Origin of the sequence: Serratia sp. FS14 (assembly GCF_000695995.1) — a bacterium.
In the GTDB taxonomy this organism is placed as follows: Bacteria; Pseudomonadota; Gammaproteobacteria; order Enterobacterales; family Enterobacteriaceae; genus Serratia; species Serratia nematodiphila.
In genome coordinates this window covers 4,601,348-4,626,265 of the sequence record NZ_CP005927.1, presented here as the reverse complement: position 1 = coordinate 4,626,265, position 24,918 = coordinate 4,601,348, and the positions used below count along the sequence as shown (strand labels likewise).

General features: G+C 61.7%; 21 protein-coding genes. 15 read left to right on the top strand and 6 right to left on the bottom strand.

The window, feature by feature from the left end:
- Positions 1 to 53: 53 nt before the first annotated feature.
- Positions 54 to 2,252, top strand: coding sequence for an ATP-dependent DNA helicase DinG (gene dinG / locus L085_RS21125; RefSeq protein WP_033642371.1), 2,199 nt, complete (start codon positions 54 to 56; stop codon positions 2,250 to 2,252).
- Here dinG and L085_RS21120 read toward each other — a convergent pair whose 3' ends face one another.
- Positions 2,253 to 2,687: an Lrp/AsnC family transcriptional regulator gene (locus tag L085_RS21120; RefSeq protein WP_004939311.1), complete on the bottom strand. Its 435-nt coding sequence runs from the start codon at positions 2,685 to 2,687 to the stop codon at positions 2,253 to 2,255.
- 136 nt (positions 2,688 to 2,823) lie between these two features.
- On the opposite strand from L085_RS21120, the gene L085_RS21115 reads away from it, so the two are divergent.
- The gene (locus L085_RS21115; protein ID WP_044031655.1) at positions 2,824 to 3,732 is read left to right on the top strand and encodes a DMT family transporter; all 909 of its coding nucleotides are present in this window, start codon (positions 2,824 to 2,826) and stop codon (positions 3,730 to 3,732) included.
- 3 nt (positions 3,733 to 3,735) lie between these two features.
- On the opposite strand, the gene prpR is transcribed toward L085_RS21115, so the two are convergent.
- Positions 3,736 to 5,322: a propionate catabolism operon regulatory protein PrpR gene (gene prpR / locus L085_RS21110; RefSeq protein ID WP_044031654.1), complete on the bottom strand. Its 1,587-nt coding sequence runs from the start codon at positions 5,320 to 5,322 to the stop codon at positions 3,736 to 3,738.
- Positions 5,323 to 5,566: 244 nt separating this feature from the next.
- Between prpR and prpB the strand changes: the two genes are divergently transcribed.
- The 4 genes from prpB (at position 5,567) to L085_RS21090 (ending at position 9,865) form a co-directional block, all read left to right on the top strand.
- Entirely contained in the window at positions 5,567 to 6,457 is an 891-nt protein-coding gene (gene prpB / locus L085_RS21105; protein WP_016928535.1) for a methylisocitrate lyase, read from the top strand.
- Positions 6,458 to 6,490: 33 nt separating this feature from the next.
- Entirely contained in the window at positions 6,491 to 7,654 is a 1,164-nt protein-coding gene (prpC, locus tag L085_RS21100; protein ID WP_044031653.1) for a 2-methylcitrate synthase, read from the top strand.
- 50 nt (positions 7,655 to 7,704) lie between these two features.
- The gene (locus L085_RS21095; RefSeq protein WP_041922316.1) at positions 7,705 to 9,156 is read left to right on the top strand and encodes a bifunctional 2-methylcitrate dehydratase/aconitate hydratase; all 1,452 of its coding nucleotides are present in this window, start codon (positions 7,705 to 7,707) and stop codon (positions 9,154 to 9,156) included.
- Positions 9,157 to 9,235: 79 nt separating this feature from the next.
- Positions 9,236 to 9,865: a LysE family translocator gene (locus tag L085_RS21090; RefSeq protein ID WP_025302070.1), complete on the top strand. Its 630-nt coding sequence runs from the start codon at positions 9,236 to 9,238 to the stop codon at positions 9,863 to 9,865.
- On the opposite strand, the gene L085_RS21085 is transcribed toward L085_RS21090, so the two are convergent.
- On the bottom strand, positions 9,862 to 10,701 hold the full coding sequence (locus tag L085_RS21085) for a helix-turn-helix transcriptional regulator (protein ID WP_044031652.1): 840 nt from the start codon (positions 10,699 to 10,701) through the stop codon (positions 9,862 to 9,864). The genes L085_RS21090 and L085_RS21085 overlap by 4 nt on opposite strands.
- Positions 10,702 to 10,800: 99 nt before the next feature.
- Here L085_RS21085 and L085_RS21080 point away from each other — a divergent pair, with 99 nt between their 5' ends.
- Genes L085_RS21080 through L085_RS21065 form a run of 4 tightly spaced genes read left to right on the top strand, consistent with a single transcriptional unit; the run spans position 10,801 to position 15,813 of the window.
- The gene (locus tag L085_RS21080) at positions 10,801 to 12,225 is read left to right on the top strand and encodes an MFS transporter (RefSeq protein ID WP_044031651.1); all 1,425 of its coding nucleotides are present in this window, start codon (positions 10,801 to 10,803) and stop codon (positions 12,223 to 12,225) included.
- 57 nt (positions 12,226 to 12,282) lie between these two features.
- On the top strand, positions 12,283 to 12,912 hold the full coding sequence (locus L085_RS21075) for an FMN-binding negative transcriptional regulator (protein ID WP_015377145.1): 630 nt from the start codon (positions 12,283 to 12,285) through the stop codon (positions 12,910 to 12,912).
- A 38-nt stretch (positions 12,913 to 12,950) separates the two neighbouring features.
- Complete coding sequence (gene ybiB / locus L085_RS21070) at positions 12,951 to 13,910, top strand: DNA-binding protein YbiB (RefSeq protein ID WP_015377146.1); 960 nt, start codon at positions 12,951 to 12,953, stop codon at positions 13,908 to 13,910.
- Between the two features lie 46 nt (positions 13,911 to 13,956).
- Entirely contained in the window at positions 13,957 to 15,813 is a 1,857-nt protein-coding gene (locus tag L085_RS21065; RefSeq protein ID WP_004939273.1) for a M3 family metallopeptidase, read from the top strand.
- 63 nt (positions 15,814 to 15,876) lie between these two features.
- Here L085_RS21065 and L085_RS21060 read toward each other — a convergent pair whose 3' ends face one another.
- Entirely contained in the window at positions 15,877 to 16,512 is a 636-nt protein-coding gene (locus L085_RS21060; protein WP_004939270.1) for a carbonic anhydrase, read from the bottom strand.
- Between the two features lie 366 nt (positions 16,513 to 16,878).
- Between L085_RS21060 and L085_RS21055 the strand changes: the two genes are divergently transcribed.
- Together L085_RS21055 and L085_RS21050 are read left to right on the top strand one after the other, a co-directional pair.
- A complete protein-coding gene (locus L085_RS21055) occupies positions 16,879 to 17,418 on the top strand; it encodes a hypothetical protein (protein ID WP_044031650.1) in 540 nt (179 codons plus the stop codon).
- The gene (locus tag L085_RS21050) at positions 17,415 to 17,831 is read left to right on the top strand and encodes a putative T6SS immunity periplasmic lipoprotein (protein ID WP_044031649.1); all 417 of its coding nucleotides are present in this window, start codon (positions 17,415 to 17,417) and stop codon (positions 17,829 to 17,831) included. The genes L085_RS21055 and L085_RS21050 overlap by 4 nt, the downstream gene beginning before the upstream one ends.
- A gap of 68 nt (positions 17,832 to 17,899) precedes the next feature.
- Here L085_RS21050 and L085_RS21045 read toward each other — a convergent pair whose 3' ends face one another.
- Both L085_RS21045 and L085_RS21040 read right to left on the bottom strand, forming a co-directional pair.
- Positions 17,900 to 18,160 (bottom strand): YdgH/BhsA/McbA-like domain containing protein, encoded by a 261-nt coding sequence (locus L085_RS21045; protein ID WP_015377148.1) that lies wholly within the window; start codon positions 18,158 to 18,160, stop codon positions 17,900 to 17,902.
- Between the two features lie 168 nt (positions 18,161 to 18,328).
- Positions 18,329 to 18,958 carry a flavin reductase family protein gene (locus tag L085_RS21040; protein WP_044031648.1) on the bottom strand — a complete coding sequence of 210 codons (630 nt, stop codon included), beginning with the start codon at positions 18,956 to 18,958 and terminating at the stop codon, positions 18,329 to 18,331.
- A gap of 118 nt (positions 18,959 to 19,076) precedes the next feature.
- On the opposite strand from L085_RS21040, the gene rlmF reads away from it, so the two are divergent.
- The 3 genes from rlmF to L085_RS21025 all read left to right on the top strand — a co-directional run bounded on the left by rlmF (position 19,077) and on the right by L085_RS21025 (position 24,868).
- Positions 19,077 to 20,042, top strand: a complete 966-nt coding sequence (gene rlmF, locus L085_RS21035; RefSeq protein ID WP_175628150.1) for a 23S rRNA (adenine(1618)-N(6))-methyltransferase RlmF — start codon at positions 19,077 to 19,079, stop codon at positions 20,040 to 20,042.
- 210 nt (positions 20,043 to 20,252) lie between these two features.
- Positions 20,253 to 23,255: a DUF4214 domain-containing protein gene (locus L085_RS21030; RefSeq protein ID WP_044031647.1), complete on the top strand. Its 3,003-nt coding sequence runs from the start codon at positions 20,253 to 20,255 to the stop codon at positions 23,253 to 23,255.
- A gap of 308 nt (positions 23,256 to 23,563) precedes the next feature.
- Complete coding sequence (locus L085_RS21025; protein ID WP_044031646.1) at positions 23,564 to 24,868, top strand: PAS domain-containing methyl-accepting chemotaxis protein; 1,305 nt, start codon at positions 23,564 to 23,566, stop codon at positions 24,866 to 24,868.
- Positions 24,869 to 24,918: the final 50 nt, after the last annotated feature.

Below are 24,918 nucleotides of genomic sequence, written 5' to 3'. Positions count from 1 at the left end.
CGTCGGCGGTCTGTGGGACAATAGCGCCATCATTTCGTTTAGATAAGAGTTGAATGGCGCTCTCCTCCGCAGTTAAAGATCAGATTGGCCAGTGGTACAAAGCCCTGCAGCAGCAAATACCGGATTTTATTTCCCGCGCGCCCCAGCGCCAGATGATCGCCGAGGTGGCCAAGACGCTGGCCGGCGACTACCCGCGCCATCTGGCGATCGAGGCGCCGACCGGCGTCGGCAAAACGCTGTCTTACCTGATCCCGGGCATCGCCGTCGGGCGGGCGGAGAGCAAGCCGCTGGTGGTGAGCACCGCCAACGTGGCGCTGCAGGATCAGATTTACAGCAAGGATTTGCCGCTGCTGAAGAAGATTATCCCCGATCTGAAATTTACCGGCGCCTTTGGCCGCGGGCGTTACGTCTGCCCGCGCAACCTGGCGGCGATGAGCACCGACGTCAGTCAACAGGGCGATCTGACGCTGTTCCTCGACGACGAGCTGGCGCCGTCCAGCGGCGAAGAGCAGGCGCTGTGCCAGAAACTGACCAAGGCGCTGGCCCGCTTTGAGTGGGATGGGCTGCGCGATCACTATCAGCAGAGCATCGACGATCCGCTGTGGGCCAAGCTGAGCACCGACAAGGCCAACTGCCTGGGGCGCAACTGTCACTACATTCGCGAATGCCCGTTCTATATCGCCCGCAAAGAGATCGAGAGCGCCGACGTGGTGGTGGCCAACCACGCGCTGGTGATGGCGGCGCTGGAGACGGAATCGGTGCTGCCGAACCCGAAAGAGTTGCTGCTGGTGCTGGACGAAGGCCACCATTTGCCGGAGGTGGCGCGCGACGCGCTGGAGATCGACGGGGAAATCACCGCGCTGTCGACCAACCTGCAGTTGGACATGATCGTGCGCCAGGTCGAACAGTGCATGACGCAGTACCGGCCGAAGAATCCGCCGGGGCTGGCCAACAGCGAACGGCTGAAAAACCATTGCGAGGAGCTGCGCGAACTGGTGCAGATCTTCGAGCATCAGGTCAGCGCCTACCTGCCCGGCGACAGCGTGGCCGCCGAGCACCGTTTTGAAATGGGCGAGCTGCCGGCGGAGATGGTGGAGAGTTGCGCGCGGCTGTTTAAACTGACCGATGCATTGCGCGGGCTGGCGGAGTTCGTGCTTAACGATCTTACTGAGCAGACCGGCAAGCACGACATCATGCGTCTGCACCGCTCGATCATTCAGATGAGCCGCACGCTGGGCTATCTGGAAGCGATGAGCAAGCTGTGGCGGCTGGCGGCGCTCGACAAGTCGTCCAATGCGCCGATCTCCAAATGGGTCACGCGCGAACTGCGCGATAACGTCACCCATCTGTATTTGCACTGCGTCGGCATTCGCGTCAGCGATCAGCTGGAAAAGCTGCTGTGGCGCAAGGTGCCGCACGTGGTGGTCACCTCGGCCACGCTGCGTTCACTGAACAGCTTCGCGCGTTTGCAGGAGATGAGCGGGCTGAGCGAGAAGGCCGGCGATCGCTTCGAAACGCTCTCATCGCCGTTCAATCACGTCGAACAGGGCAAGATTGTCATTCCGCAGATGCGCTATGAACCGGCGCTCGCCAATGAGGCGGAGCACCTTGAGGAAATGGCGCGGTTTTTCCGCGCCGAGCAGGCGAGCGGCAAGCACAAAGGCATGCTGATCCTGTTCAGCAGCCACCGGGCGATGCAGACTTTCCTCAGCTACGTGACCGATCTGCGGCTGATGCTGCTGGTGCAGGGTGACCAGCCGCGCTACCGGCTGGTGGAAGAGCACCGCAAGCGGGTGGAGAAGGGCGTCGCCAGCGTGCTGGTGGGGCTGCAATCGTTCGCCGAAGGGCTGGATTTGAAAGGCGAACTGTTGACCCAGGTGCACATTCACAAAATCGCGTTCCCGCCGATCGACAGCCCGGTGATCATCACCGAAGGCGAGTGGCTGAAATCGCTGAAGCGCTATCCGTTCGAAGTGCAGAGCCTGCCGAGCGCCTCGTTCAACCTGATCCAGCAGGTCGGCCGTCTGATCCGCAGCAACCAATGCTACGGCGAGATCGTGATCTACGATCGCCGGTTGCTGACCAAAAATTACGGTTCGCGGCTGTTGGCGTCGCTGCCGGTGTTCCCGATCGAGCAGCGCGCGGTGCCGGAGGCCGACAAGGCGCATCTGGCGGCGCTGAAATCCGCCGCCGACGCGGCCAAAAAAGAGAAGAAGCGCGGCAACCCGTTCGCCCGCAAGCGGCGGCGTTAATCAGAGCAGCGGCGGCAGGCGGCGCTTGACCGGCGTGGTTTTCACGATCGAGGTGTTGCTCTGCGCATGCTCGGCCAGCCGATCGAGGGTGTGGTCGAGCTGTTCCATCGAGTGCGCCACCAGCCGCACGATAAAGCAGTCTTCGCCGGTCACCTTATCGCATTCGACCACTTCCGGGATCGCCTGAATCAGCTGCTCGACCTTCTTCAGCATGCCCGGCAGCGGCTTGATGCGCACCAGCGACTCGAAGGCGTAGCCCACCGCCTGCAGATTGACGTTCAGGGTATAGCCCTGGATCACGCCGCTTTCCTCCAGCCGCCGCAGTCTTTCCGACGTGCTTGGCGACGACAGGCCCACCTGCGCGCTCAGCGTCTTCAACGATGCGCGCGCATCGTCCGCCAGAATGGTCAGGATTTGGCGATCGATATCATCCATAACGCCTCCGTTAGGTATTTTATTTATTATAGCTGCGAGAAAAAGGCAGTTAAGCATATCTGCCTTTTTTATGCTATGGAAAGCCGCCCGGCGAAGCCGCAAGCTATGTCTCTGGGCAAGCTTCGAGGAACGCAGAATGAATGCAGAGATAAAACGCGGATCGCTGGAGATGGCGGCGGCGATGTTGATTTCCGGCTCCATCGGCTGGTTTGTGTTGATGTCCGGCCAGCCGGTTATCAACGTGGTGTTTTGGCGCTGCGCGGTAGGCGCGCTGGCGCTGCTGGCGGTGTGCGGCGTATTGGGGCAGCTGCGACGCGATGCGCTGACGCGCGCCACGCTGCTGCTGGCGATCGCCGGCGGCGTCGCGCTGGTGATCAACTGGCTGCTACTGTTCGCCGCCTATTCCTATGCGTCTATCTCCATCGCCACCGCGGTGTACAACACCCAGCCGTTTATGCTGGTAGGGCTGGGGGCGCTGTTTCTGGGGGAACGGCTGACCGCCCGCAAGCTGCTGTGGCTGGGGCTGGCGTTCGGCGGCATGATGCTGGTGGTGCTGGCGCAACCGCGGCAGGCGGGGGAGCAGAGTCATTATCTGGCGGGCATCGCGCTGGCGCTCGGCGCGGCGTTTTTCTACGCCCTGATGGCGCTGGCGGCCAAGCGGCTGAAGGGCACGCCGCCGCATCTTATTGCGCTGATCCAGGTGACGGTGGGGGCGGTGATGCTGTTGCCGCTGGTGGATTTCCACGTTTCGGCCAGCGTTGGGCAGTGGGGGATGCTGGCGACGCTCGGCGTGCTGCACACCGGCCTGATGTACGTGTTGATGTACGGCGCCCTGCAGAAGCTGCCCACCAATCTGATCGGCTCGCTGTCGTTCATTTACCCGATCGCCGCCATGCTGGTGGATCGCCTGGCGTTTGGCCACCGGCTGTCTGTGTGGCAGCTGCTGGGCGCGGCGATCATCCTGCTGGCGGCGGCGGGCATGAACCTGCTGGGCGAGCGGCGAGCGCGACTGCTGCCGGCCTCGGACGGCCGGCGCGCCGGCTGATGCTCAGCGCGGTTTTTTCAGCCGGCGCCATAAAGTGGTGCGGCTGATCCCAAGCAACCGGGCGGCGGCGGCGTGGTCGCCTCCGCACCGCGCCAGGGCTTCGTGGGCGGAGATGGGCGCCGCCGGCGTCTCGGGCGGCGGCGCCACCGCCAGCTCCGGCAGCAGCCACTGCAGGGTCTCGCCGCTCGGCGCAGCGCCGGTGCTCAGCATCAGCGCCACCCGCTCCATCATGTTGCGCAGCTCGCGCAGGTTGCCGGGCCAGGCGTAATGACTGAGCGCGGCGTAACAGCCGGCCAGGGCGGTGCGCAGCGGCTCCGTCAGCGGCACGTCGAGCGCCGCCAGCGACTGTTTCAGAAAGTGTTCCGCCAGCATCGTGATATCGTCGCCGCGCGCCCGCAACGGCGGCAGCTGCAGCCGCAGGGCGCTCAGGCGGTAGAACAGATCGGCGCGAAAATCGCCCTGTTGAATCGCCTGCTCCAGGCGATTGTGGGTGGCGCTGATAACGCGAAAATCGACCGCCACCGGCTGTTGCCCACCGACTCGGGTGATGGTTTTTTCTTCCAGCGCCCGCAGCAGCCGGGTTTGCAGGTGCAGCGGCATTTCGCCGATCTCATCCAGAAACAGGGTGCCGCCGTTGGCGGTTTCCAACAGCCCGCGTCGGCCGCCGCGCCGTGAGCCGGTAAAGGCGCCTTCCTCATAGCCGAAAAGTTCCGCCTCCAGCAGCGATTCGGCGATGGCGCCGCAGTTGATGGCGACGAACGGCGGCGTCGCGCCGCGCCGGGAAAAGTATTCGCGGTGGATCGCCTGCGCCGCCAGCTCTTTGCCGGTGCCGGTTTCGCCTTCGATCAACACCGCCGCCGGCGATCGGGCGTACAGCATGATGGTGCGCCGCGTCTGTTCCATCTGCGGGGAATCGCCCTGTAAATCGCTCAGCCCATAGCGCGGCTGCAGGGTATTGCGCGCGGCGTAGTCGCCGCCGCGTTTGGCGCCGCCCAGCATCAGGCGCGTCACGTCCAGCGCGTCGCTGAAGGCGGCGCGCAGGGTGGCGGCGGAATAGAGAAAAATGGCGGTGAGCCCGGCCTCTTCCGCCAGATCGCTGATGAGGCCGGCGCCGACCACCGCCTGAATGCCGGCGGCTTTCAGCTCGGCGATCTGGCCGCGCGCGTCCTCTTCGGTGACGTAGCTGCGCTGCTCCAGCGGCAGATCGAAGGTTTGCTGGAACTCCAGCAGCGCGGGCAGGGGCGTTTTGTAGGTGATGACGCCGATTCGATCGGCGGTTCTGCGCGCCTTGCTCAGCGCCTGCAGCAGGTCGAAGCCGCCGGGTTTGACCAAAATGACCGGCACCGACAGGCGGCTTTTCAGGTAGGCGCCGTTGGAGCCGGCGGCGATGATGGCGTCGCAAGGCTCGGTCGCCAGGCGAGCGCGGATATGCTGCACCGCCTCCTCAAAGCCGAGGCGGATCGGGGTGATGACCGCCAGATGGTCGAACTCGAGGCTGATATCCCGGAACAGATCGAACAGGCGGGTGATGGAGACGGTCCAGATCACCGGTTTGTCCGGCGTGCGGGACGGCGTGATGTGATCGCTCATGGTGGGTTACCGAATGAAAGTGGCTGCATTAGGTGTAGCCTTGTTTCAGTCATGTTTCAAATATGCCGAATGAAACCGCGATTGAAACGTTAACTGAAACGTTTTTTATCGCTTGGTCTGCCCAATGGCGACGCGAATTTTATAACTCACTTATTTTTATCGCTTTTAATTTTTTCCCCGCCAAAGTGCAACCTGGCCCGCCCCTTGCTCTGTCTGTTCCATCTAGCTAATCGGAGAGAACGTCATGACGCTGCGCTCACCCGGGCTCGCCTTTCGTCAGGCCCTGAGTAAAGAGAAACCCCTGCAAATCGCCGGCGCGATCAACGCCAACCATGCCCTGCTGGCCCAGCGGGCGGGGTTCCAGGCCATCTATCTTTCCGGCGGCGGCGTGGCGGCCGGTTCGCTGGGGCTGCCGGACCTGGGCATTTCGACGCTGGACGATGTGTTGACCGATATTCGCCGCATCACCGACGTCTGCCCGCTGCCGCTGCTGGTGGATGTCGACAGCGGTTTCGGCGCATCGGCGTTCAACGTCGCCCGCACGGTGCGCTCGGTGAGCAAGGCCGGGGCGGCGGCGCTGCATATCGAAGATCAGGTCGGCGCCAAGCGCTGCGGCCATCGGCCCAATAAGGCCATCGTTTCCACCGAAGAGATGGTGGATCGCATCAAGGCGGCGGTGGATGCGCGCAGCGATCCGGACTTCGTGATCATGGCGCGCACCGACGCGCTGGCGGTGGAGGGGCTGGAGGCGGCCATCGAGCGCGCTCAGGCTTACGTGGCGGCCGGGGCCGACATGCTGTTCCCGGAAGCGATCACCGAACTGGGCATGTACCGCCGCTTCGCCGAAGCGACGCAGGTGCCGATCCTCGCCAACATCACCGAATTCGGCGCGACGCCGCTGTTCACCACCGACGAGCTGCGCAGCGCCCGGGTGGATATGGCGCTGTATCCGCTGTCGGCCTTTCGGGCGATGAACCGGGCGGCGGAGCGGGTGTACCGCGCCCTGCGCGAGGAGGGCACGCAGAAAAGCGTCATCGACACCATGCAGACCCGCAACGAGCTGTACGAAAGCATCAACTACTATTTGTTCGAAGAGAAACTCGACGCTCTGTTCGCTCGCCAGCGCGACGAATAAGCGCCATTCACGCAGAAGCCAAATGAGGACAGTATGAGCCAAGCGATCCCCCCGCAAAGCCCGACTGGCGTTAAGCCGAAAAAATCCGTGGCGTTATCCGGCGTGCCCGCCGGGAATACCGCGCTGTGTTCCGTAGGACGCAGCGGCAACGATCTGCACTACCGCGGTTACGACATTCTCGACCTCGCGCGCCACTGCGAGTTTGAAGAGGTCGCCCATCTGCTGATCCACGGCAAGTTGCCCAACCGCGACGAACTTCATGCCTACAAGCAGCGGCTCAAAGCGCTGCGCGGCCTGCCCGCCAGCGTGCGCACGGTGCTGGAGGCGCTGCCGGCGGCATCTCACCCGATGGACGTGATGCGCACCGGCGTTTCGGCCCTCGGCTGCACGCTGCCGGAAAAAGAGCAGCACGGCGCGGCCGGCGCGCGCGACATCGCCGACCGGCTGCTGGCGTCGTTGGGATCGATGCTGCTCTACTGGTATCACTACAGCCACAACGGCGAGCGCATTCAGCCGGAGACCGACGACGACTCCATCGGCGGCCACTTCCTGCACCTGCTGCACGGCGCAGCGCCTTCCACCAGCTGGGAGCAGGCGATGCACGCGTCATTGATCCTGTACGCCGAGCATGAGTTCAACGCCTCGACCTTCGCCGGCCGGGTGATCGCCGGCACCGGATCCGACGTCTATTCGGCGATCGTCGGCGCCATTGGCGCGCTGCGCGGGCCGAAGCACGGCGGCGCCAACGAGGTGTCGCTGGAGATCCAGCAACGCTATGAAACGCCGGACGAAGCGGAAGCCGACATTCGCCGCCGCATCGACAACAAAGAGGTGGTGATCGGCTTCGGGCACCCGGTGTACACCGTCTCCGATCCGCGCCATCAGGTGATCAAAGAGATCGCGCGGCGCCTGTCGCAGGAAGCGGGCGCGATGAAGCTGTATGACATCGCCGACCGGCTGGAAAGCGTGATGCGCGACACCAAAAACATGTTCCCCAACCTCGACTGGTTCTCGGCGGTGTCTTACCACCAGCTGGGGGTGCCTACCGAAATGTTCACGCCGCTGTTTGTCATGGCGCGGGTGAGCGGCTGGTCGGCGCACATCATCGAGCAACGGCAGGACAACAAAATCATTCGCCCGTCCGCCAACTATACCGGGCCGGAAGCGCGGGCGTTCGTACCGCTGGATCAGCGCTGAGCGCCGATCGTTATCGTGTCGTTTTCACTATGGAGCCTTTGGGGATCATGATGCTTGAGTCTGCCAACACCGGCCGTCCGCCGTTCGATCGCGAGATGGTCGATATCGTCGATTATGTGATGAAAGAGGCCGTCGATACCCCGGCGGCGTACCGCACCGCCCACTATTGCCTGCTCGATACCCTCGGCTGCGGGCTGGAGGCGCTGAGCTACCCGGCCTGCAAGAAACTGATGGGGCCGGTGGTGCCGGGCGCCGAGGTGCTGAACGGCAGTCGGGTGCCGGGCACCCGTTTCCAGCTGGATCCGGTGCAGGCGGCGTTCAATATCGGCGCCATGATCCGCTGGCTCGATTTCAACGACACCTGGCTGGCGGCGGAGTGGGGCCACCCGTCGGACAACCTGGGCGGGATCCTGGCGGTGGCCGACTGGCTCTCGCGTCAGGCGGTGGCGGCGGGCAAAGCGCCGCTGACCATGCGGCAGGTGCTGATCGCCATGATTAAGGCGCACGAGATCCAGGGCTGCCTGGCGCTGGAAAACGCCTTCAACCGGGTGGGGTTGGATCACGTGCTGCTGGTTAAGGTGGCGTCCACCGCGGTGGTGGCGCAGCTGCTCGGCCTGAGCCGCGAGGCGATCCTGAACGCGGTGTCGCTGGCGTGGGTGGACGGGCAGTCGCTGCGCACTTATCGCCATGCGCCGAACGCCGGCACCCGCAAATCCTGGGCGGCGGGGGATGCGACCGCGCGCGCAGTGCGGCTGGCGCTGATGGCCGCCACCGGCGAGATGGGCTATCCCTCGGCGCTCACGGCGCCGACCTGGGGGTTCTACGACGTCTCGTTCAACGGCGAACCTTTCCGCTTCCAGCGGCCGTACGGCGCGTATGTGATGGAGAATGTGCTGTTTAAAATTTCGTTCCCGGCGGAGTTCCATGCCCAGACCGCCGTGGAGGCGGCCATGACGCTGCACCGCCAGATGCAGGCCGCCGGCAAAACCGCCGCCGATATCGCCAGGGTGAGCATCCGCACCCACGAGGCCTGCCTGCGCATTATCGACAAGCAAGGGCCGCTGGATAACCCGGCGGATCGCGATCACTGCATTCAGTATATGGTGGCGATCCCGCTGCTGTTCGGCCGGCTGACGGCGGCCGATTACGAGGATCGGGTGGCCGAGGATCCGCGCATCGACGCATTGCGCGGCAAGATCCACTGCCATGAAGATCCCGCCTTCACGCGCGATTATCACGATCCGGAAAAACGCTCGATCGCCAATGCGCTGACGGTGGAGTTCGCCGACGGCAGCCGTCTGGATGAGGTGGCGGTGGAGTATCCTATCGGCCATGCGCGGCGGCGCGAAGAGGGCATCCCGCTGCTGATCGAGAAGTTCAAAACCAACCTGGCGCGCCAGTTCCCGGCCCTGCAGCAGCAGCGCATTCTCGAGGTGTCGCTGGATCGGCAGCGGCTGGCGCAGATGCCGGTCAACGAGTACCTCGATTTGTGGGTGATCTGACGCGAGCGGCGCTGACAAGCCACGTCGGCGTCGCTATGATGGAGGCTCCATCCCCGTCCGTCTTCTTATCAGGTGATTCATGATTGATGCCGCAACGCTGTTGTTGTTTTCCGGCGCCTGCGTGGCGCTGGCGCTGACCCCCGGCCCGGATATGCTGCTGATCGCTTCGCGCAGCGTCAGCCAGGGGCGGCGCGCCGGTTTCGCTTCGCTGGCGGGCATCCAGCTCGGCACGTACTGCCACGCGCTGGCGGCGGCGCTGGGGTTGTCGCAACTGTTCGTCGCCGTACCCCTGGCTTACGACGCGGTGAGAATGTTGGGCGCGGCCTATCTGCTCTATCTGGCGTGGAAAACGCTGCGATCCGGCAGCAGTCTGCAGGCTTCCGCCGGGTTGCAGGCGGTGCCGACGGCGCGCATTTTCCGTCAGGGATTGTTCACCAACATCCTCAACCCGAAGATGGCGCTGTTCGTGCTGGCGCTGTTCCCGCAGTTTATCGATCCGCGCGCCGGCTCGGTGGTGGTGCAGATGCTGGCGCTGGCGACGGTGCTGAATCTGGTCGGCTTGCTGATTAACGGCGGGGTGATCCTGGCGGTCAGCGGCATGAAAAGCCGTTTCGCCGGCCGCCGCTTCAGCGCCCGCTGGCCGAACTACCTGCTGAGCGGCGTATTCGCCGGGCTGGCCTGCAAACTCATTTTCGACAGCCGTCGTTAATCTTCGCGCAGCAGCGCTTCAAACGCCGCGCTGGCCGGTTCGTCCGGCAGCGCGCTGTACATCACCAGCCGCAGGTGGTTCTCTTCGTCGACGATGAAAGAGGCGTGGTCAAAGGTGACCGGGCCGATCTCCGGGAGGGTGAAGCTGCGCCGCCCCTGGCAACGGCCGTGAATATCATGCTGCCGCCAGAGCTGGCGGAACTGCGGCGATACCTGCTCCAGCGCCTGTACCCGTTGGCGCATCACCTCATCCTCCGGCGCACGGGCGTAGTCGCGGCGGAAGCTGGCCAGGATTTGCGGCGCCTGCGCCCGCCACTCCAGCAGGCGCGCATTGAGCTGCGGATCGGCAAACAGCATCCACAACATGTTGCGCTCTTGCGCCGGGCGCTCGCCGATGGCGAACAGCCGCTGCGCCGCCGGATTCCAGGCGATGATGTCCCAACTGAGGTTCATGACGTAGGCCGGCCGCAGCGTCAGGTCGTCCAGCAGGCGCCGCACCAACGGCGAAACCTGGCACCACTGATGGCCGACCGGCACCGGCGGGCGCTGATGCGCCAATAAAAACAGGTGGTAGCGGCCGGTGGCATCGAGCTGCAGCACCCGCGCCAGATTTTCCAAAAACGTCACCGACGCATTGATTTCCCTGCCTTGCTCCAGCCAGGTGTACCAGGTGAGGCCGACGCCGGCCAGCGCCGCCACCTCCTCGCGCCGCAAGCCCGGCGTGCGGCGGCGGCTGCCGCTCGGCAAGCCGACTGCCTCCGGCGACAGTTGTTCTCGCTTTTGCCGCAGAAAATCCCCCAGTTCGTGGCGGGTGCGTTCGAGGGTGCGTGGGGGCATGTCGGCCGTCCTGTTGCTGTCAGTAATAGTATAAATGGCTATATAGTAACAGTTTAAACTCTATTCCATACTGCGACCATCATAATCTCTGGAGGTGGTATGGAACATTCATTATCTGTTGAACGGCGGGGATTACCCGGCCTGCCGGTGCTGCTGTTGGGCGGTTTCGTCACGGTGTTCGATCTGTTTGTGGTCAACGTGGCGGCGCCGGTGATCCAGCGGCAGTTCGCCGCCGATTTCGCCGGGGTCGGTTTGATCGTCGCCGGTTATGAACTGGCGTTTGGGGTGCTGTTGATCGCCGGTGGGCGTCTGGGCGATCGCTTCGGGCGTCGGCGTCTGTTCAGCCTCGGCATGCTGGGATTCACGCTGAGTTCCCTGTTGTGCGGACTGGCGGGATCGCTCAGCCTGCTGATCGCCGCGCGTATCCTGCAGGGGGCGGCGGCGGCGCTGTTGTTCCCGCAAATTTACGCCTTGATGCGGGTGCTGTACGCGCCGCAACAGCGGCGGCGCGCTTTCGCCTGGCTGGGCATGACACTGGGGTTGGCGGCAATCTTCGGCCAGATCCTCGGCGGATTTATCATTGAGGCCAACCTGTTCGGCAGCGGCTGGCGCATGATCTTTTTGATCAATTTGCCTATCGGCGCGCTGGCGCTGTGGGCGGCGCGGCGCATTCCCGAATCGCGGGTGGCGCAGACGCAGCGGCTGGACGGCGTCGGCCTGTGGCTGGCGGCGGCCGGCCTGTCGCTGTTGCTGCTGCCGTTGCTGGAAGGCCCGGCGCGCGGTTGGCCGTGGTGGATCGCGCCGATGTTGGCATTGGCGCTGCTGACGCTGTGGGGCTTCCTGCGTTGGGAACGCCGCCTGGCGCAGCGCGGTGATGATGCGGTGCTCGATCCGGCGCTGTTCCGCCAGGCGGGCTTCGCGCCGGGTATGGCGGTGGTGCTGGCGATTTATGCCACCGCTTCCTCGTTTTTCTTGTGCTTCGCGCTGCTGCTGCAGGCGGGGGCGGGGCTGACGCCTTTTCAGGCGGGTAGCCTGTTCGCCCCGGCCAGCGCGGCCTTTATGCTGGCCTCGATGCTGGCGCCCCGGCTGACGCTGCGTTGGGGCAACGGCGTGTTGAGCGTGGGCGTGGCGATTTACGCCGCCGGGTTGGCGCTATTGATGGCGCAGGCGCTGTGGGGGGCGGCGCTGGCGCATCCGCTGCGGCTGCTGCCGGGGTTGGTGGTGTTGGGATTCGGCCAGGCGCTGAGCATGACGCCGCTGCTGAATCTGGTGCTGGGTTTGGCGCAGGAGCGGCAGGCGGGCATGGCGGCGGGTCTGGTGGCCACCGTGCAGCAGGTGGGGGGCGCGCTGGGTATCGTGGTCAGCGGCGTCGGTTTTGTGCCGCTGTTGGCGAGCGGCGGCGCGGCGGAACGCTATGCCCAGGCCTTTGCCGGTGCGATGCTCTGTAATTTGGTGGCGATGGGCGTCGCCCTGATCTTGTTAAACCGGATCACTCGAAATACTCAGAAAGCGGATCTTAAGTAGGCCGCCGGCGGGTGCTTTACTGTCGTCATCATGAGAGCGCGATAAGGAGCCACACTGATGTTTCAACCCGCCGCATTTCGCGAAGACGATCTGGATGCCCAACTGGCGTTGGTGCGCGCCCACCCGCTGGGGCTGTTGGTCAGCCACGGCGAGCAGGGATTGACGGCCGATCCGCTGCCGTTTCTGGCCGATGTCGAACAGGGGCAGATCCGGCTGCGGGCGCACCTGTCGCGCGCCAACGAGCACTGGCGACGTTTGCAACAGGCGGCGGAATGTCTGGTGATTTTTCAGGGCCAGGAGGGCTATGTGTCGCCCGGCTGGTACCCGAGCAAGCGCCAGACCGGCAAGGTGGTGCCGACCTGGAATTACAGCGTGGTGCAACTGCATGGCGTGCCGACGGTGACGGACGACCCGGCCTGGCTGCGCCGCCAACTGATCGATCTCACCGCGCAGCAGGAAGGGCGGCGTCCTGAACCCTGGCGGCTCGAGGATGCGCCGGCCAACTACATCGCCGCACAGCTTAAAGGCATCGTCGGTATTGAGATCGCCGTCACCCGGCGCGAAGGCAAATGGAAAATGAGCCAAAACCGCAGCGCCGAGGATGCCGGCGGGGTGATCGCCGGGCTGCGCGATGGCGATGAAGCGCAGCGGCGACTGGCGGCGGAGGTTGAGCGGCGGCGCGGATAGGGTATGCTAACCGAAGAGTGAGCTGAGGGAACCTTCGGATGGATTACACCAAAATTATCAAAGAAATAGGCCGCGGCAAAAACCATGCGCGCGACCTGGACCGACAGACCGCCTTTGAGCTGTATCAGGCGATGCTGGCCGGGGAGGTCCCCGAGCTGGAGCTGGGCGGCATTCTGATCGCGTTGCGCATCAAGGGCGAAGCCGAAGAGGAGATGCTGGGGTTCTACCAGGCGATGCAGCAGCAGGTATTGTCGCTGCAGGCGCCGCAGGGGAGGCCATTGCCGGTAGTGCTGCCGAGCTACAACGGCGCGCGCAAGCAGGCCAACCTGACGCCGCTGCTGGCGCTGCTGCTGGCGAAAGTGGGCCTGCCGGTGGTGGTGCACGGCGTGCTGGACGACAGCACCCGCGTGACCAGCGCCGAGATTTTCCGCGCGCTTGGGCTGCCGTGGTCGGAACAGGCCGCTCACGCCCAACAGCGTCTCGATAACGGCGAGGCGGTATTCATGCCGGTTTCCACGCTGTCGGCGCCGCTGGCGCGGCAGCTCGGGTTGCGTTGGCGCATGGGGGTGCGCAACAGCGCCCATACGCTGGCCAAGCTGGCGACGCCGTTCGGCGAACAGGATGCGCTGCGCCTCGCCAGCGTTTCACACCCGGAGTATGTCGGCCGGGTGGCGTCGTTTTTCCGCCAGATTGGCGCCCGCGGGCTGCTGATGCACGGCACGGAAGGCGAAGCTTACGCCAACCCGCTGCGCTGCCCGCAAATTCACCACATCGTCGGCGGCGAACAGCGCATATTGCTGGAGCGCACCTTGCCGGATGAAACGCCGGCATTGCCGGCGGCGAAAGACGCGGAAACCACCGCGCGCTGGACTGAACGCTGTCTGGCGGGCGAGGTGGCGATACCGCAGGCCATCCAGCGGCAGGTCGCCTGTTGCCTGGTGGCCGCCGGCGAGAGCGAGACGCTGGAGCAGGGGCTGAAACGCCTGCATCAGGCCTAAGCGCGACTATACTGGGATATTTCCTCATCGGCTGAGAAGGACGGTTATGCAACAGGCTCTCGATTACTTCAATCAATTGAACCAGGATTACCTCGACGTACACCGCGCCAAAGAAGAGCTGTTCTGGCAAAACTACATGGGCACCGGCGGTGAAGACGTCTCGGCGCGCTTTTCCGCCGCGGAAAGCGCCTATAAGCGCTTTATCGCCGAACCGCGCCGGCTGGCGGAGATCCGCACTCTGCTGGCCGGATTGGAAGCGTTGCCGCAGGAGGCGCAGCGCGATGCGCTGATCCACGGCCTGCAAGGTTGGCTGCGTTTCTTCGACTGCAACGCCATTGAAGACTCGCAGGCGCAGGCGCTGTTGGATCAAATCATCCACGCCGAGTCCGATCTCTACTCGCGCCGCAAGGGCTATCAGGTCACGCACCTGAACGCCGACGGGCGGCGGGTGGCGGCCTCGCTCGGCGAGCTGTTGACCAACCAGGCGACCAACCCGAACGAAGACTATCGCCGCAGCTCGCAGCAGGCGCTGCGCGATCTGGAGCAATGGCTGCTGCATAACGGCCTGCCGGAGCTGATCGGCCTGCGCAACCGCTTTGCGCGCCAGATGGGCTATCGCAACTATTTCGACTACAAGGTGAACAAAACCGAGCGCATGACGCCGGAGCAGCTGTTCGCCATTCTGGATCGCTTCGAGCGGGAAACCCGCGAGGCCAACGCGCGCAGCCTGCAGCAGCTGGCGGCCGACAAGGGCGACCAGGCGCTGGAGCCATGGAACGTGCGCTTCGCCAGCGCCGGCGACGTCACCCGCCAACTGGATCCTTATTTCCCGTTTTCCCGTTCGTTGGAACGCTGGGTCGACAGCTTCAAACGTCTGCACATCGGTTTTGGCGGCGCCGAGATGAATCTCGATCTGCTGGTGCGCAAAGGCAAGTATGAGAATGGCTTTATGCACGGCCCGGTGCCGCCGTTTGTGCGCCAGGGGGAATGGGTGCCGGCGCGCATCAACTTCACCAGCCTGGCGCAGCCGGGGCAGGTGGGCAGCGGCGCTTACGGGCTCAACACCCTGTTCCACGAGGGCGGCCACGCGGCGCACTTCGCCAATATTCGCCAGAATGCGCCGTGCTTCTCGCAGGAGTTCCCGCCGACCTCGATGGCCTATGCCGAAACCCAGTCGATGTTCTGCGACAGCCTGCTGGACGATGCCGACTGGTTGAAGCGCTATGCGAAAAACGCCGCCGGCGAAGCGGTGCCCGATGCGCTGATTGAGGCCGGCATCGCGGCGCGCCAGCCGATGCGCGCGTTCAACGAACGCCATATCCTGCTGGTGCCGTACTTCGAGTGGGCGTTGTATCAGTGGGATGACGAGCAGCGCACGCCGGAAGCCATCACCGCGCTGGCGCGCGAGGTCGAGCAGAAGATCCTCGGCATCAGCGGCAGCCCGCGCCCGACGCTGGCGATCCCTCATCTGCTGTCGCTGGAGTCCGCCTGTTCCTACCAGGGCTATCTGCTGGCGATGATGGCGGTGGAGCAAACCCGTCATTTCTTCCTGCAGCGCGACGGTTACCTGACGGACAACCCGGCCATCGGCCCGGATCTGGCGCAACACTACTGGTTGCCGGGCAACAGCGTCAGCCATGACGACACGCTGCGCAGCCTGACCGGCGAAGGGTTTAATCCGGACTATCTGGCGCAGGCCTGCAACCAGACGGTGGCGCAGGCGTGGCATGAGGCGCAGCAGACGATGGCCGCCGCCGCCGCCCGCCCGCAGCCGCCGGCGGATTTCGATTTGCAGGCGCATATTCGGGTGGTGGATGGCGAGACGGTATTGGCAGACAATGCCGACGGTGACGAACGGATGTGCCGCGACTTCGCTGCGGCGATAGAGGCGCGTTTGGTTTAAGGCTGACAATAAAATCCACGCGGAAGCGTGGATTTTATTTAATGGTTAAAACCAGGCGTGATTTTATTCGAAATAGACGTCGGGATTATCGGCCAGAGACACGAAGCTCTTGGTGTTTCTATCCAGCGTGCGAATTTCGCCGCTTTCGATGTCGTACACCCAGCCGTGCAGGCGCAGCCCGCTGTTGCGCAGACCCACCGCCACAGAAGGATGGGTTTTGATATTATTTAGCTGAGCAATAACGTTCTCTTCCACCATAGCGTTAACTTTGTCTGTTTCGCTATTCCAGGTTTTCTTCTCGACCACCGCTTTTGCCGCATCGGCATAGTGCAGCCAGTGAGCTACCGCAGGCATAGGGTCGAGGCACTGGCAAGACGCGATAGCCTTCATGGCGCCGCAGTTCGAGTGGCCACAAATCACGATATCGGTAACTCCCAACGCCACCACTGCATACTCGATGGTCGCAGAAACCCCGCCCGGCTCCGGGCCGAAGGAAGGGACGATGTTGCCGGCGTTACGGATAACGAACAGTTGCCCTGGTTCTTGCTGTGTGACCAGCTCAGGCACTAAACGGCTGTCAGAGCATGAGATAAACAGCGCTTTAGGATTTTGGCTGGAGGCAAGGCTGCGAAACAGTTCCTTACGCTGTGGGAAAATCTCTTTCTGGAAACTGAGGAAACCTTCAATGATATGTTGCATACAACGCTCTCTGCATCTGTAGTCTGCGTAACATGATAATCATCCTCTCCCGTTAGTCCAGCCATGGGCAGGTAAAAAAATGTGTGTGCAAGCCCCACTGAATACAGGGTTTCTGCCTGTTGGCGACAGAATTTTCCGGCTCGTTGGCGCGTGGGGGATAATGCGGACGGCAAAAAACTCTTTGTTTTAGTTATTTAAAGAATAAATAGATTTTAGTGAGTACATCATAAATTAGAATTGGTGTCGCAATAACGAGAGGATACCATCAATTTTTCCGGGAGAATTATCCCAAACTATCAGGGCATTCCCGCACAAGGTGGCTATTTATGCTAGGGTATTCTTTCACTTGTTAATGGAACTGACGATATGACTACGGCTAAAGGAATGGCGCGAAAGCTCACCGTCGGTGAGATAGGAATAGCCCAGATCATTTTTAAGAATGCTATCGATTACTCGAGAGTGAGTGTGCATAACGCGGGTTATTTCCCTTTAGGTTTGCAAAATGATAATACGGCCGTTACACCGAACGGCGAAATTTATTTCACTCCAAAGAATTTTCGTGAAGATTATTCAAGAGAGGGCGCGGGTTTTCAACATTGGTTTATCCATGAAATGGCGCATGTTTGGCAGTATCAAATGAAAATGAATGTGTTGCTCCGAGGTACCATGAGCTGGGCGGCAACTTATGAATACTCTCTTCCCAACTATAACACTCTCGCTGATTACGGAATGGAGCAGCAGGCTTCCATCCTTGCTGATTACTTTTTACTTATTCGTTTTAGTCGAGAAGAGTGGCGTCGTAACAAACGGATGACTGGCTTGGAAGGGCCAGATCTTAAAACTCGCTATGAAACCGTGTTACGGTTGTTCCTTCGAGAGCCGCGTAATCCTAAGGCAATGAAATGAAAAAACTGACTTTTTTATTGGCGCTGGCATTGCTGAGCGGCTGTGTGCAGGAACGTCCCTGGTTCTATCCGGCAAACGTCAGCGTTAAAAACAATCGCGTATGCATTAGCGTGCCGGACGATATTGACGGAAAACGCGAGCTGGTGGGCATCGGAATTTATCAACCGGGGGCCGGAGGGAAGGCTGAATGGTCCACTTCGGTTGCGCCGGGCCAGCAACCGATAGCGGTCATGCCAGGCGAATGCCTAACGGAGGCTTTCGACGGGTTCCAGATTGGGCATAGCTATTCGGTTGAGATTGCGACGGTCGGCAACGCGTCAAATGAGGCGCCGCGCAAATATTGGACTGAATTTACATTAGTTGCTGACAAAGCGGACGGCAAGAAATTCGCTGTCGTACCCATTCAGCGCTGACGCACGCGAACATAAAAAAAGCCCGCCGGGGTGATAGCCGGCGGGCTTTTTGACGTCTGGGGCGGCGATTATTTGTAGATAACCGCGGTGGCGTGCATCAGGTTATTGCCGCTGGTGGAGGTGATGGTGAAAGCCTTGGCGCCCGCCGCATCGGCTTTGGCGGCCAGCTGAGACTTCAGGCTGCTCAGGTCGGTTGCGCCGCTGGCGACGATCACGCCGGCTTTTTCGAATTGGGCGGCATCCTGCGCGCTGACGTGTTCAGCGGCGAAAGTGGTGAAAGAAACGGTAGCCAGGGCGATAGCGGCAGCAAAAGTTTTGATGGTTTTCATGTGGGTCATTCCTGTCAAAGTGAATTAGGGAGAAAGGGGTTTGCCTTTCGATGGGAGGATTATTGCGCAGTGACAGGCGGGATGAAATCGGAGAGTGTTGACAGTTTTGTTCAAATTTTTTGATTGTTAATTCCCCCGTTCATCTTCTGCATAAACAGGGGGAGACGATCAGCGCGTTGGGCGCGCCAGATCGAAACGGTGCTGTTCGGAAATGCCGTAGTAGGCGCTCGGGCCGCCGGCGCGCAGGATAGGTTCGGCAGCGGCGGTCTGGTAGACGCCGTGTTCGTCCAGCAGCGCCGGATCGAGGTGCACCGCCACCACTTCGCCCAATATCAGCCAGGTCTCCACCTGTTCGCCGGCGGCGGTTTGCAACTGAATGCATTGGGTCAGCCGGCATTCGAAGTTCACCGGGCTTTCGGCCACGCGCTCGGCTTTGACCCGGCGCCCGGGCAGCGGCGTGACGCCGGCGAAGGCGAATTCGTCCTCACCGCGCGGCAGGTTGATGGAACTGTTGTTCATCGCTTCCGCCAGCGGGCGTGTCGCCAGGTTCCAGACGAACTCACCGGTTTCCACGATATTCGCCACGCTGTCTTTCCAGCCGGTGCTGGCGAAACCGATGATCGGCGGGCGATAGTTGAAGCAGTTGAAAAAGCTGTAGGGCGCCAGATTACGCAAGCCGGCGGCGCTGCGGGAAGAGATCCAGCCGATGGGGCGCGGGCCGACGATGGCGTTCAGCGGATCGTGCGGCAGGCCGTGGCCGGCGGCGGGTTCATAATAATAACGAGATTCACGGCTCATGGGGGCCCCTGTGGCAATCGATGAAGCTTTCATTGTGCCGGGTTTCCCGCCGCTGCGCCATTGCGGGCCGGATGTGTTATCTTACGCGCCGGAAATCCCTTCAAGAGAGCCCGTCACGGTGGAAAAAAAGAAAACCTTCCCGCAGCAGAAAAGCGGCCTGCATCCGCGCAACCGTCATCGTTCGCGCTACGACTTCCCGGCGCTGATCGCCAGTTGCCCGGCGCTGGCGCCGTTCGTAAAACCGAACGCCTGGGGCGATGTCTCGGTGGACTTCGCCGATCCGGCGGCGGTGAAAATGCTCAATCGTGCGTTGCTGCAACACTTTTACGGCATCGAACACTGGGATATTCCGGCTGATTATCTGTGCCCGCCGATCCCCGGCCGCGCCGACTATCTGCATCACCTGGCGGATCTGCTGGCGACCAGCAACGGCGGCGAGATCCCGCGCGGCAAGGGCGTGGCGATCCTCGACGTCGGCGTCGGCGCCAACTGCATTTACCCGATCGTCGGCCTGCGCGAATACGGTTGGCGTTTCACCGGCTCCGAAATCGATCCGGTGTCGCTCAACTCGGCCAAGATGATCGTCGAGATGAACCCGACGCTGCGCAACAGCGTGCGCCTGCGGCTGCAAAAACAGCCTGAGCTGATTTTCAGCGGCATTATCGGCGCGGCCGAGAAATTCGACGCCACCCTGTGCAACCCGCCGTTCCACGCGTCCGAGCAGGAAGCGCGCGCCAGCACCCGCCGCAAGCTGCATAAACTGGGCAAAGGGGAAGTGGCCGACAAGCCGGTGCAAAACTTCGGCGGCAAGAACAACGAGCTGTGGTGCGAAGGCGGCGAAGAAGCCTTTGTGCGCAAGATGGTGGCAGAGAGCGTCGGCAAGGCCAACAACTGCCTGTGGTTCACCTCGCTCATCTCGAAAAACACCACGTTGCCGGCCATTTATCATGCGTTGAAAGTGGCGGGCGCGGCCGAGGTGCGCACCATCGAGATGGCGCAAGGGCAGAAGATCAGCCGCTTCGTCGCCTGGACCTTCCATAACGCCGAGCAACAGGCCGCCTGGGCAGCCGAACGCTGGCGCTAGGTCTTCAGGTGCCTCGGTATGGGAGCAAAGTCCCATACCGAGAATCGGTTCTCCCCGTTTTATTGACTTATCGCATCAGCATTTCTTAACTGTAGTCATACCTATAAAAACCCCTCCAGGCAGTGTGCAATGTCTCTCTTCGCGATGTAGGAGACAGGCCGCGGCGCAGCCATGCCGCGAACTTAGTCCATTACACTGACGGGATTTATTATGATTCCTTTAGCTACGCAACAAGAGGTCGGCGCCTTAATCATCGGCATTTTCGGGCGTTTGCCGACGGCGGCGGAAATCGATTACTACGACAGCGCATTTGATATCGGCAGCCAGCCGCCCGCCTATATGGCCAGTATTTTAATGAGCCAACCCGATGCCGGTTGGATGAGCGGCCAAAGCGAATACGACATTCTCAGCCAGGTTTATTTCTCCGTTTACAATACCGCTCCCGATCCGGATTACATCAATGCCTTACTGCAACAGGGGCATTTCAACAGCGCTGTCGCCAGCGTTGTTATCGACCTCTTCAACTATCTGGGGGACGACCCGGTGATGCTGGCGCAGCGTGATGCGCTCGATCAGCGCATTGCTGAAGGTTTGTACCCCGGCACGGCCGCCGATGCCGCCGGCGGAAGCGGCGACGCGCAGGCGATGTTTTATCTGCTGCGAGCGCCCTGGCAGACCGATGAAATTGCGCATGACGGCAAGCTGCTCAATCAGGGGGGCGATCTGGCTGCGTTGGCGCAGAGCAAGATTGCCACCCTGCCGCTTAACGACCTTTCCGATCATGACTTCATTTTGCATCTGTTCGCTCAGGGATTCGAACGGCCGCCGACGGCACCTGAACTGGCCGCTTACCAGCAACGGCTGGCGGAAGGCGCGACGCGTGGCGATCTGCTGGTGGATATGATCGCGCAGTTGCGCGGGGTGGTGGCGCCGGAAGATGCGGCGGCTCAACAGCATTTCAATGCGGCGGGCCAGGAATATTCGCCGGGCGAACTGCCGGCGACCGAGTATCTGGAGCAGATAGCGGCGCTGTTCCGTGCATTGCCCGAGCGGGCGGTGGACAGCGTCTCGCTGGACAATTGGAGCAAGACGCTGGCCTCCGGTACGTTGAGCTATACCGAATTGGTCTCGGCCCTTCTGGCTACGCCGGAATTTCAGGCGCAGCTCGGTGGTTTGCAGGGGGACGACTTTATTCAGCACGTCTATCAGGCGGTGCATGGCCGGGCGGCGGATGAACAGCAGTTGGAACACTATCGGGCGTTGGGCGGCGACAAGGCACTGGTCACGCAGGCGGTGATCGCCGATCTGATCAATGCGCCGCCGGCAGGTGACGTTCAGTATGAACAGTGGATGTTCGCGCGTGATGTCGGCGCCAGCCTGGCGTATAAAACGACTGCTTCTCTCGCCACCAGCGAGGGCGGCGGCAACGCGTCGGGTACGGTGAATACGCATGCTCACCATACGCTGAGCAATGCGGAAACTGCCGTGCTGTTCAGGGTATTCCTGGATGCTGACGCGGACGTTACGGTTGACCTGAGCTATGCCTCGCAGCTTTCTTACCTGATCGTCAATGGCGACGCTGCGGCGGATATCCGGCTGCATAATAACCCTGCGGCTCGGTATGGGGTGGAGATGACGGTAAACAATGCCAATGTGACAGTGCATGGCACCTATGGCGACGATCGGGTGCAGCTCACTTCGCAGGCCGATCTCGCCGCCGCCCAAGGGCACTTTTATCTGAACAACGGCAATGACAGCCTGCTGTGGGGAGGCAATGCCGATGGCGGCGCCAATCATGTGGGGTGGATATTCAGCGCCGATGGCGGTGACGGGCACGATATTTTGTCCGCCAACCTGATCGTCAAAATGACCTCGACGCTCGATCTTTTTGGCGTGCGCATCAGTACGGTGAGCAGCAATGCCGCCAATTTCAGTCATTTCGAACAGATAGATATGGCGGGTTACATCGGTCAGGCGGAGGCTACGCTGACGCAAATCGGTTGGAACGGTTACAGCACGAAAGCGCTGGCGACGAGTGCTCATGTGTTTGACTACGGGGTGCTGAGCGGCAACGCCACCGTAGAGGGAACGGACGGAGGGACGGTCGTGCAGAGCCGGGCGGCGCAGGCGCTTGGCCGTGAGGGATTGTTGCTGTCCGGCCGGGCGGATAACGTCAAGGTGATCAACGCCAATGCCGATGCGGCGCGCCTTGAAATCAGCGGCATCGGTGATCATGCGGACAGCCGGCTGGAGATAGCCTTCCTTGAGAATGCCACCGATCGTTTCGACCTGTTGTTCTCCGGGCGCGGTAATGCCGGCTCGTTGGCGCTTGACTCGCATGGCGATGAAAATCCATTGACATTGGTTGCCATTAACACCGGCGGCTGGGGAAATGGCGCCTTGACGCTGACGGGGCAAAATGATCAGGTGCAAGACATTACGTTGTCCGGCGGCGCGAATTTCAACCTGACGCTAACGGAGGGGTACACTCAGGTCCGCCAGGTTGACGCTTCGGCCTTTGCCGGTAATGGGTTCACCCTGACGTCCTCTCATGGCGGCAGCGGTGACGGCACGATCATTCAAATGTTGGACTTGCTGCCGTTAAGTGGTGGCGCGCAGGCCAAATTGGCGCCGCTGCTGGAAGATCTTGGGCTACAGGGCGAACAGCTGTTGGTCAAAGGCGGAGGAGGCAGCGATCAATTTAACGTGCAGGGAGACACGACGATCGTCGCCGGCGCAGGGAAAAGCCACGTTACGCTGCAGAGCAGCACGGCGGCGTCAGGCGTGACGTTAAAAGACTTTTCGCTGACACAGGGCAGCATCGATGATGTGCTTTCAGGTCTGCGGATCGTTCAGGGGGCCGGCGGTGGGAAGCTGGCGGATTATGGCGTCAGCGATGCGCAAGGCGTGGAGGCGAGAATCGGTGCCCTGACGGCCGAACAGGGCAGCAGCGCCAGCCAGCTGTTGGCCGCGTTGCTCGATCTCGGTCAGCCTGGAGCATTGAGCGCCAAGGTCGGGGTCAGCAGCGTTCTCGGCGAGCAAAACAGCAGCTACCTCATTGTCGATAACAATGATGACCACCGTCTGGATGCCGCGGACAGCGTCATCCTGCTCTTGGGGCAGAACCATCAAAGTTTGCTCAATGAACTGCGCTATGTGCCGGAAATCATGCTCAACGGTACGGTGGTTGAGCCGGAGCCGCTGGTCGCGTAAGAGGCGATGTGTTAGCTCAACGGCGCCGGTTATCCTGCCGGCGCCGACAAAAATCCGCATTTTACCTTTCAATTTTCATCACTTACGTTATTCTCATTACGCATTTAATAATAAAAATCTTAGGTTGTTGGTTTATTTAAATTCGAATAATTACTTTACTGAATAAATAAATTTAATCCGGTTAATAGCAATAACCAGAAGGTTCGGCGCTGCCCGTTCCTTCCGCGATGGCACGTCTGCGTGTGGGCGCGGCATGTGGCCAGACAAAATAAGAAAAGCGCCATCATCTGCCACAAGGACTACACCTTATGCTGTTACGATTCAGTCAGTTAACTACCCACAAAGGCGCCGAGCTGGGCGCGATAGAACACGCCGTTCCCATGATCGTATTCTCGCCCGACGGCACGGTCTTGCGCGCCAACGATCTCTTCCTCAACACGCTGGGATTTCAACGCGATGACGTGATTGGCCGGCATCACCGTATTTTCTGCGATCCGAACTATGTCGCCAGCCCGTTGTACCGCAAGCATTGGGAGACGCTGAATAAGGGGCAACCCATCACGGACACCCTAAAACGCATTGCGAAAAACGGCGAGACGGTATGGCTGCAGGGCACCTACGCGCCGGTGCTGAATAAACAGGGTAAGGTGGTGGAAATCGTCAAGATCGCCAGCGAAGTGACCGAGCGAGCGATCCAGGCGCAGGAACACCGCAGCCTGCTGGCGGCGCTGAATCGATCGATGGCGATGATTTCTTTCACGCCGCAGGGCGACATTGTCAGCGCCAACGACAATATGCTGGCGCTGATGGGCTATCGGCTGGATGAGGCGTGCGGGCAGTCGCATGCGGTGCTGTGCCCGCCGGCGTTCGCCGCTTCCGACGACTATCGGCGGCACTGGCAGCGTCTGGCGCGCGGCGAGTTCATCACCGGGCGTTTTGAGCGCGTCAACCGGCGCGGCGAACGGGTATGGCTGGAGGCCAGTTACAACCCGATCCTCGATAATGAAGGCCAGGTGGTGAAAGTGGTGAAAATTGCCCAGGACATCACCCGATTGATGCAACAGCAGCAGCACGAAGAAGAAATGGTGCGCAACGCGCATCATCTGTCGCTGGATACTGACCGGCAGGCGGCGCAGGGCGCGGTCATCGTGCAGCAGGCGGTGAAGGGCATGCAGCAGGTCGAAGCGGCGGCGCGCGAAACCTCGGACGTGGTCACCGAGCTCGGCAAGTGCTCTCAGCAGATCGGCACCATCGTCGAAGCCATTCGTAAAATCGCCTCCCAAACCAACCTGCTGGCGATTAACGCCTCCATCGAAGCTGCCCACGCCGGTGAGCACGGGCGCGGTTTTGCGGTGGTGGCCAACGAGGTGCGCACGCTGGCGGAACAGTCGCGCAAGGCGGCGACCGAGATCGAACGCATGACCAAGTCTATCCAGCAAGGCGTGGCGGCGGCGATCGCCGGCATGGCGACCTGCGTGGAACAGGCCGGCGGCGGTGTGGCATTGACCCATGACGCCGGAGAAGTGATTAACCAGGTCAATATCGGCATGCATGACGTCGTGAAGCTGATGCAGGCCTTTACCTCGGTGAAGCAGGGGGATGCGCTGCACTGAGTCTGCCGGACGCCGCCTCTGAAAACGAGGCGGCGTTTGCCTCCCCCACC

Bases quoted from the DNA above. Each gene is read 5' to 3' on its own strand.
- dinG (WP_033642371.1), top strand. From the start codon at position 54: ATGGCGCTCTCCTCCGCAGTTAAAGATCAGATTGGCCAGTGGTACAAA.
- L085_RS21120 (WP_004939311.1), bottom strand. From the start codon at position 2,687: ATGGATGATATCGATCGCCAAATCCTGACCATTCTGGCGGACGATGCG.
- L085_RS21115 (WP_044031655.1), top strand. From the start codon at position 2,824: ATGAATGCAGAGATAAAACGCGGATCGCTGGAGATGGCGGCGGCGATG.
- prpR (WP_044031654.1), bottom strand. From the start codon at position 5,322: ATGAGCGATCACATCACGCCGTCCCGCACGCCGGACAAACCGGTGATC.
- prpB (WP_016928535.1), top strand. From the start codon at position 5,567: ATGACGCTGCGCTCACCCGGGCTCGCCTTTCGTCAGGCCCTGAGTAAA.
- prpC (WP_044031653.1), top strand. From the start codon at position 6,491: ATGAGCCAAGCGATCCCCCCGCAAAGCCCGACTGGCGTTAAGCCGAAA.
- L085_RS21095 (WP_041922316.1), top strand. From the start codon at position 7,705: ATGCTTGAGTCTGCCAACACCGGCCGTCCGCCGTTCGATCGCGAGATG.
- L085_RS21090 (WP_025302070.1), top strand. From the start codon at position 9,236: ATGATTGATGCCGCAACGCTGTTGTTGTTTTCCGGCGCCTGCGTGGCG.
- L085_RS21085 (WP_044031652.1), bottom strand. From the start codon at position 10,701: ATGCCCCCACGCACCCTCGAACGCACCCGCCACGAACTGGGGGATTTT.
- L085_RS21080 (WP_044031651.1), top strand. From the start codon at position 10,801: ATGGAACATTCATTATCTGTTGAACGGCGGGGATTACCCGGCCTGCCG.
- L085_RS21075 (WP_015377145.1), top strand. From the start codon at position 12,283: ATGTTTCAACCCGCCGCATTTCGCGAAGACGATCTGGATGCCCAACTG.
- ybiB (WP_015377146.1), top strand. From the start codon at position 12,951: ATGGATTACACCAAAATTATCAAAGAAATAGGCCGCGGCAAAAACCAT.
- L085_RS21065 (WP_004939273.1), top strand. From the start codon at position 13,957: ATGCAACAGGCTCTCGATTACTTCAATCAATTGAACCAGGATTACCTC.
- L085_RS21060 (WP_004939270.1), bottom strand. From the start codon at position 16,512: ATGCAACATATCATTGAAGGTTTCCTCAGTTTCCAGAAAGAGATTTTC.
- L085_RS21055 (WP_044031650.1), top strand. From the start codon at position 16,879: ATGACTACGGCTAAAGGAATGGCGCGAAAGCTCACCGTCGGTGAGATA.
- L085_RS21050 (WP_044031649.1), top strand. From the start codon at position 17,415: ATGAAAAAACTGACTTTTTTATTGGCGCTGGCATTGCTGAGCGGCTGT.
- L085_RS21045 (WP_015377148.1), bottom strand. From the start codon at position 18,160: ATGAAAACCATCAAAACTTTTGCTGCCGCTATCGCCCTGGCTACCGTT.
- L085_RS21040 (WP_044031648.1), bottom strand. From the start codon at position 18,958: ATGAGCCGTGAATCTCGTTATTATTATGAACCCGCCGCCGGCCACGGC.
- L085_RS21030 (WP_044031647.1), top strand. From the start codon at position 20,253: ATGATTCCTTTAGCTACGCAACAAGAGGTCGGCGCCTTAATCATCGGC.
- L085_RS21025 (WP_044031646.1), top strand. From the start codon at position 23,564: ATGCTGTTACGATTCAGTCAGTTAACTACCCACAAAGGCGCCGAGCTG.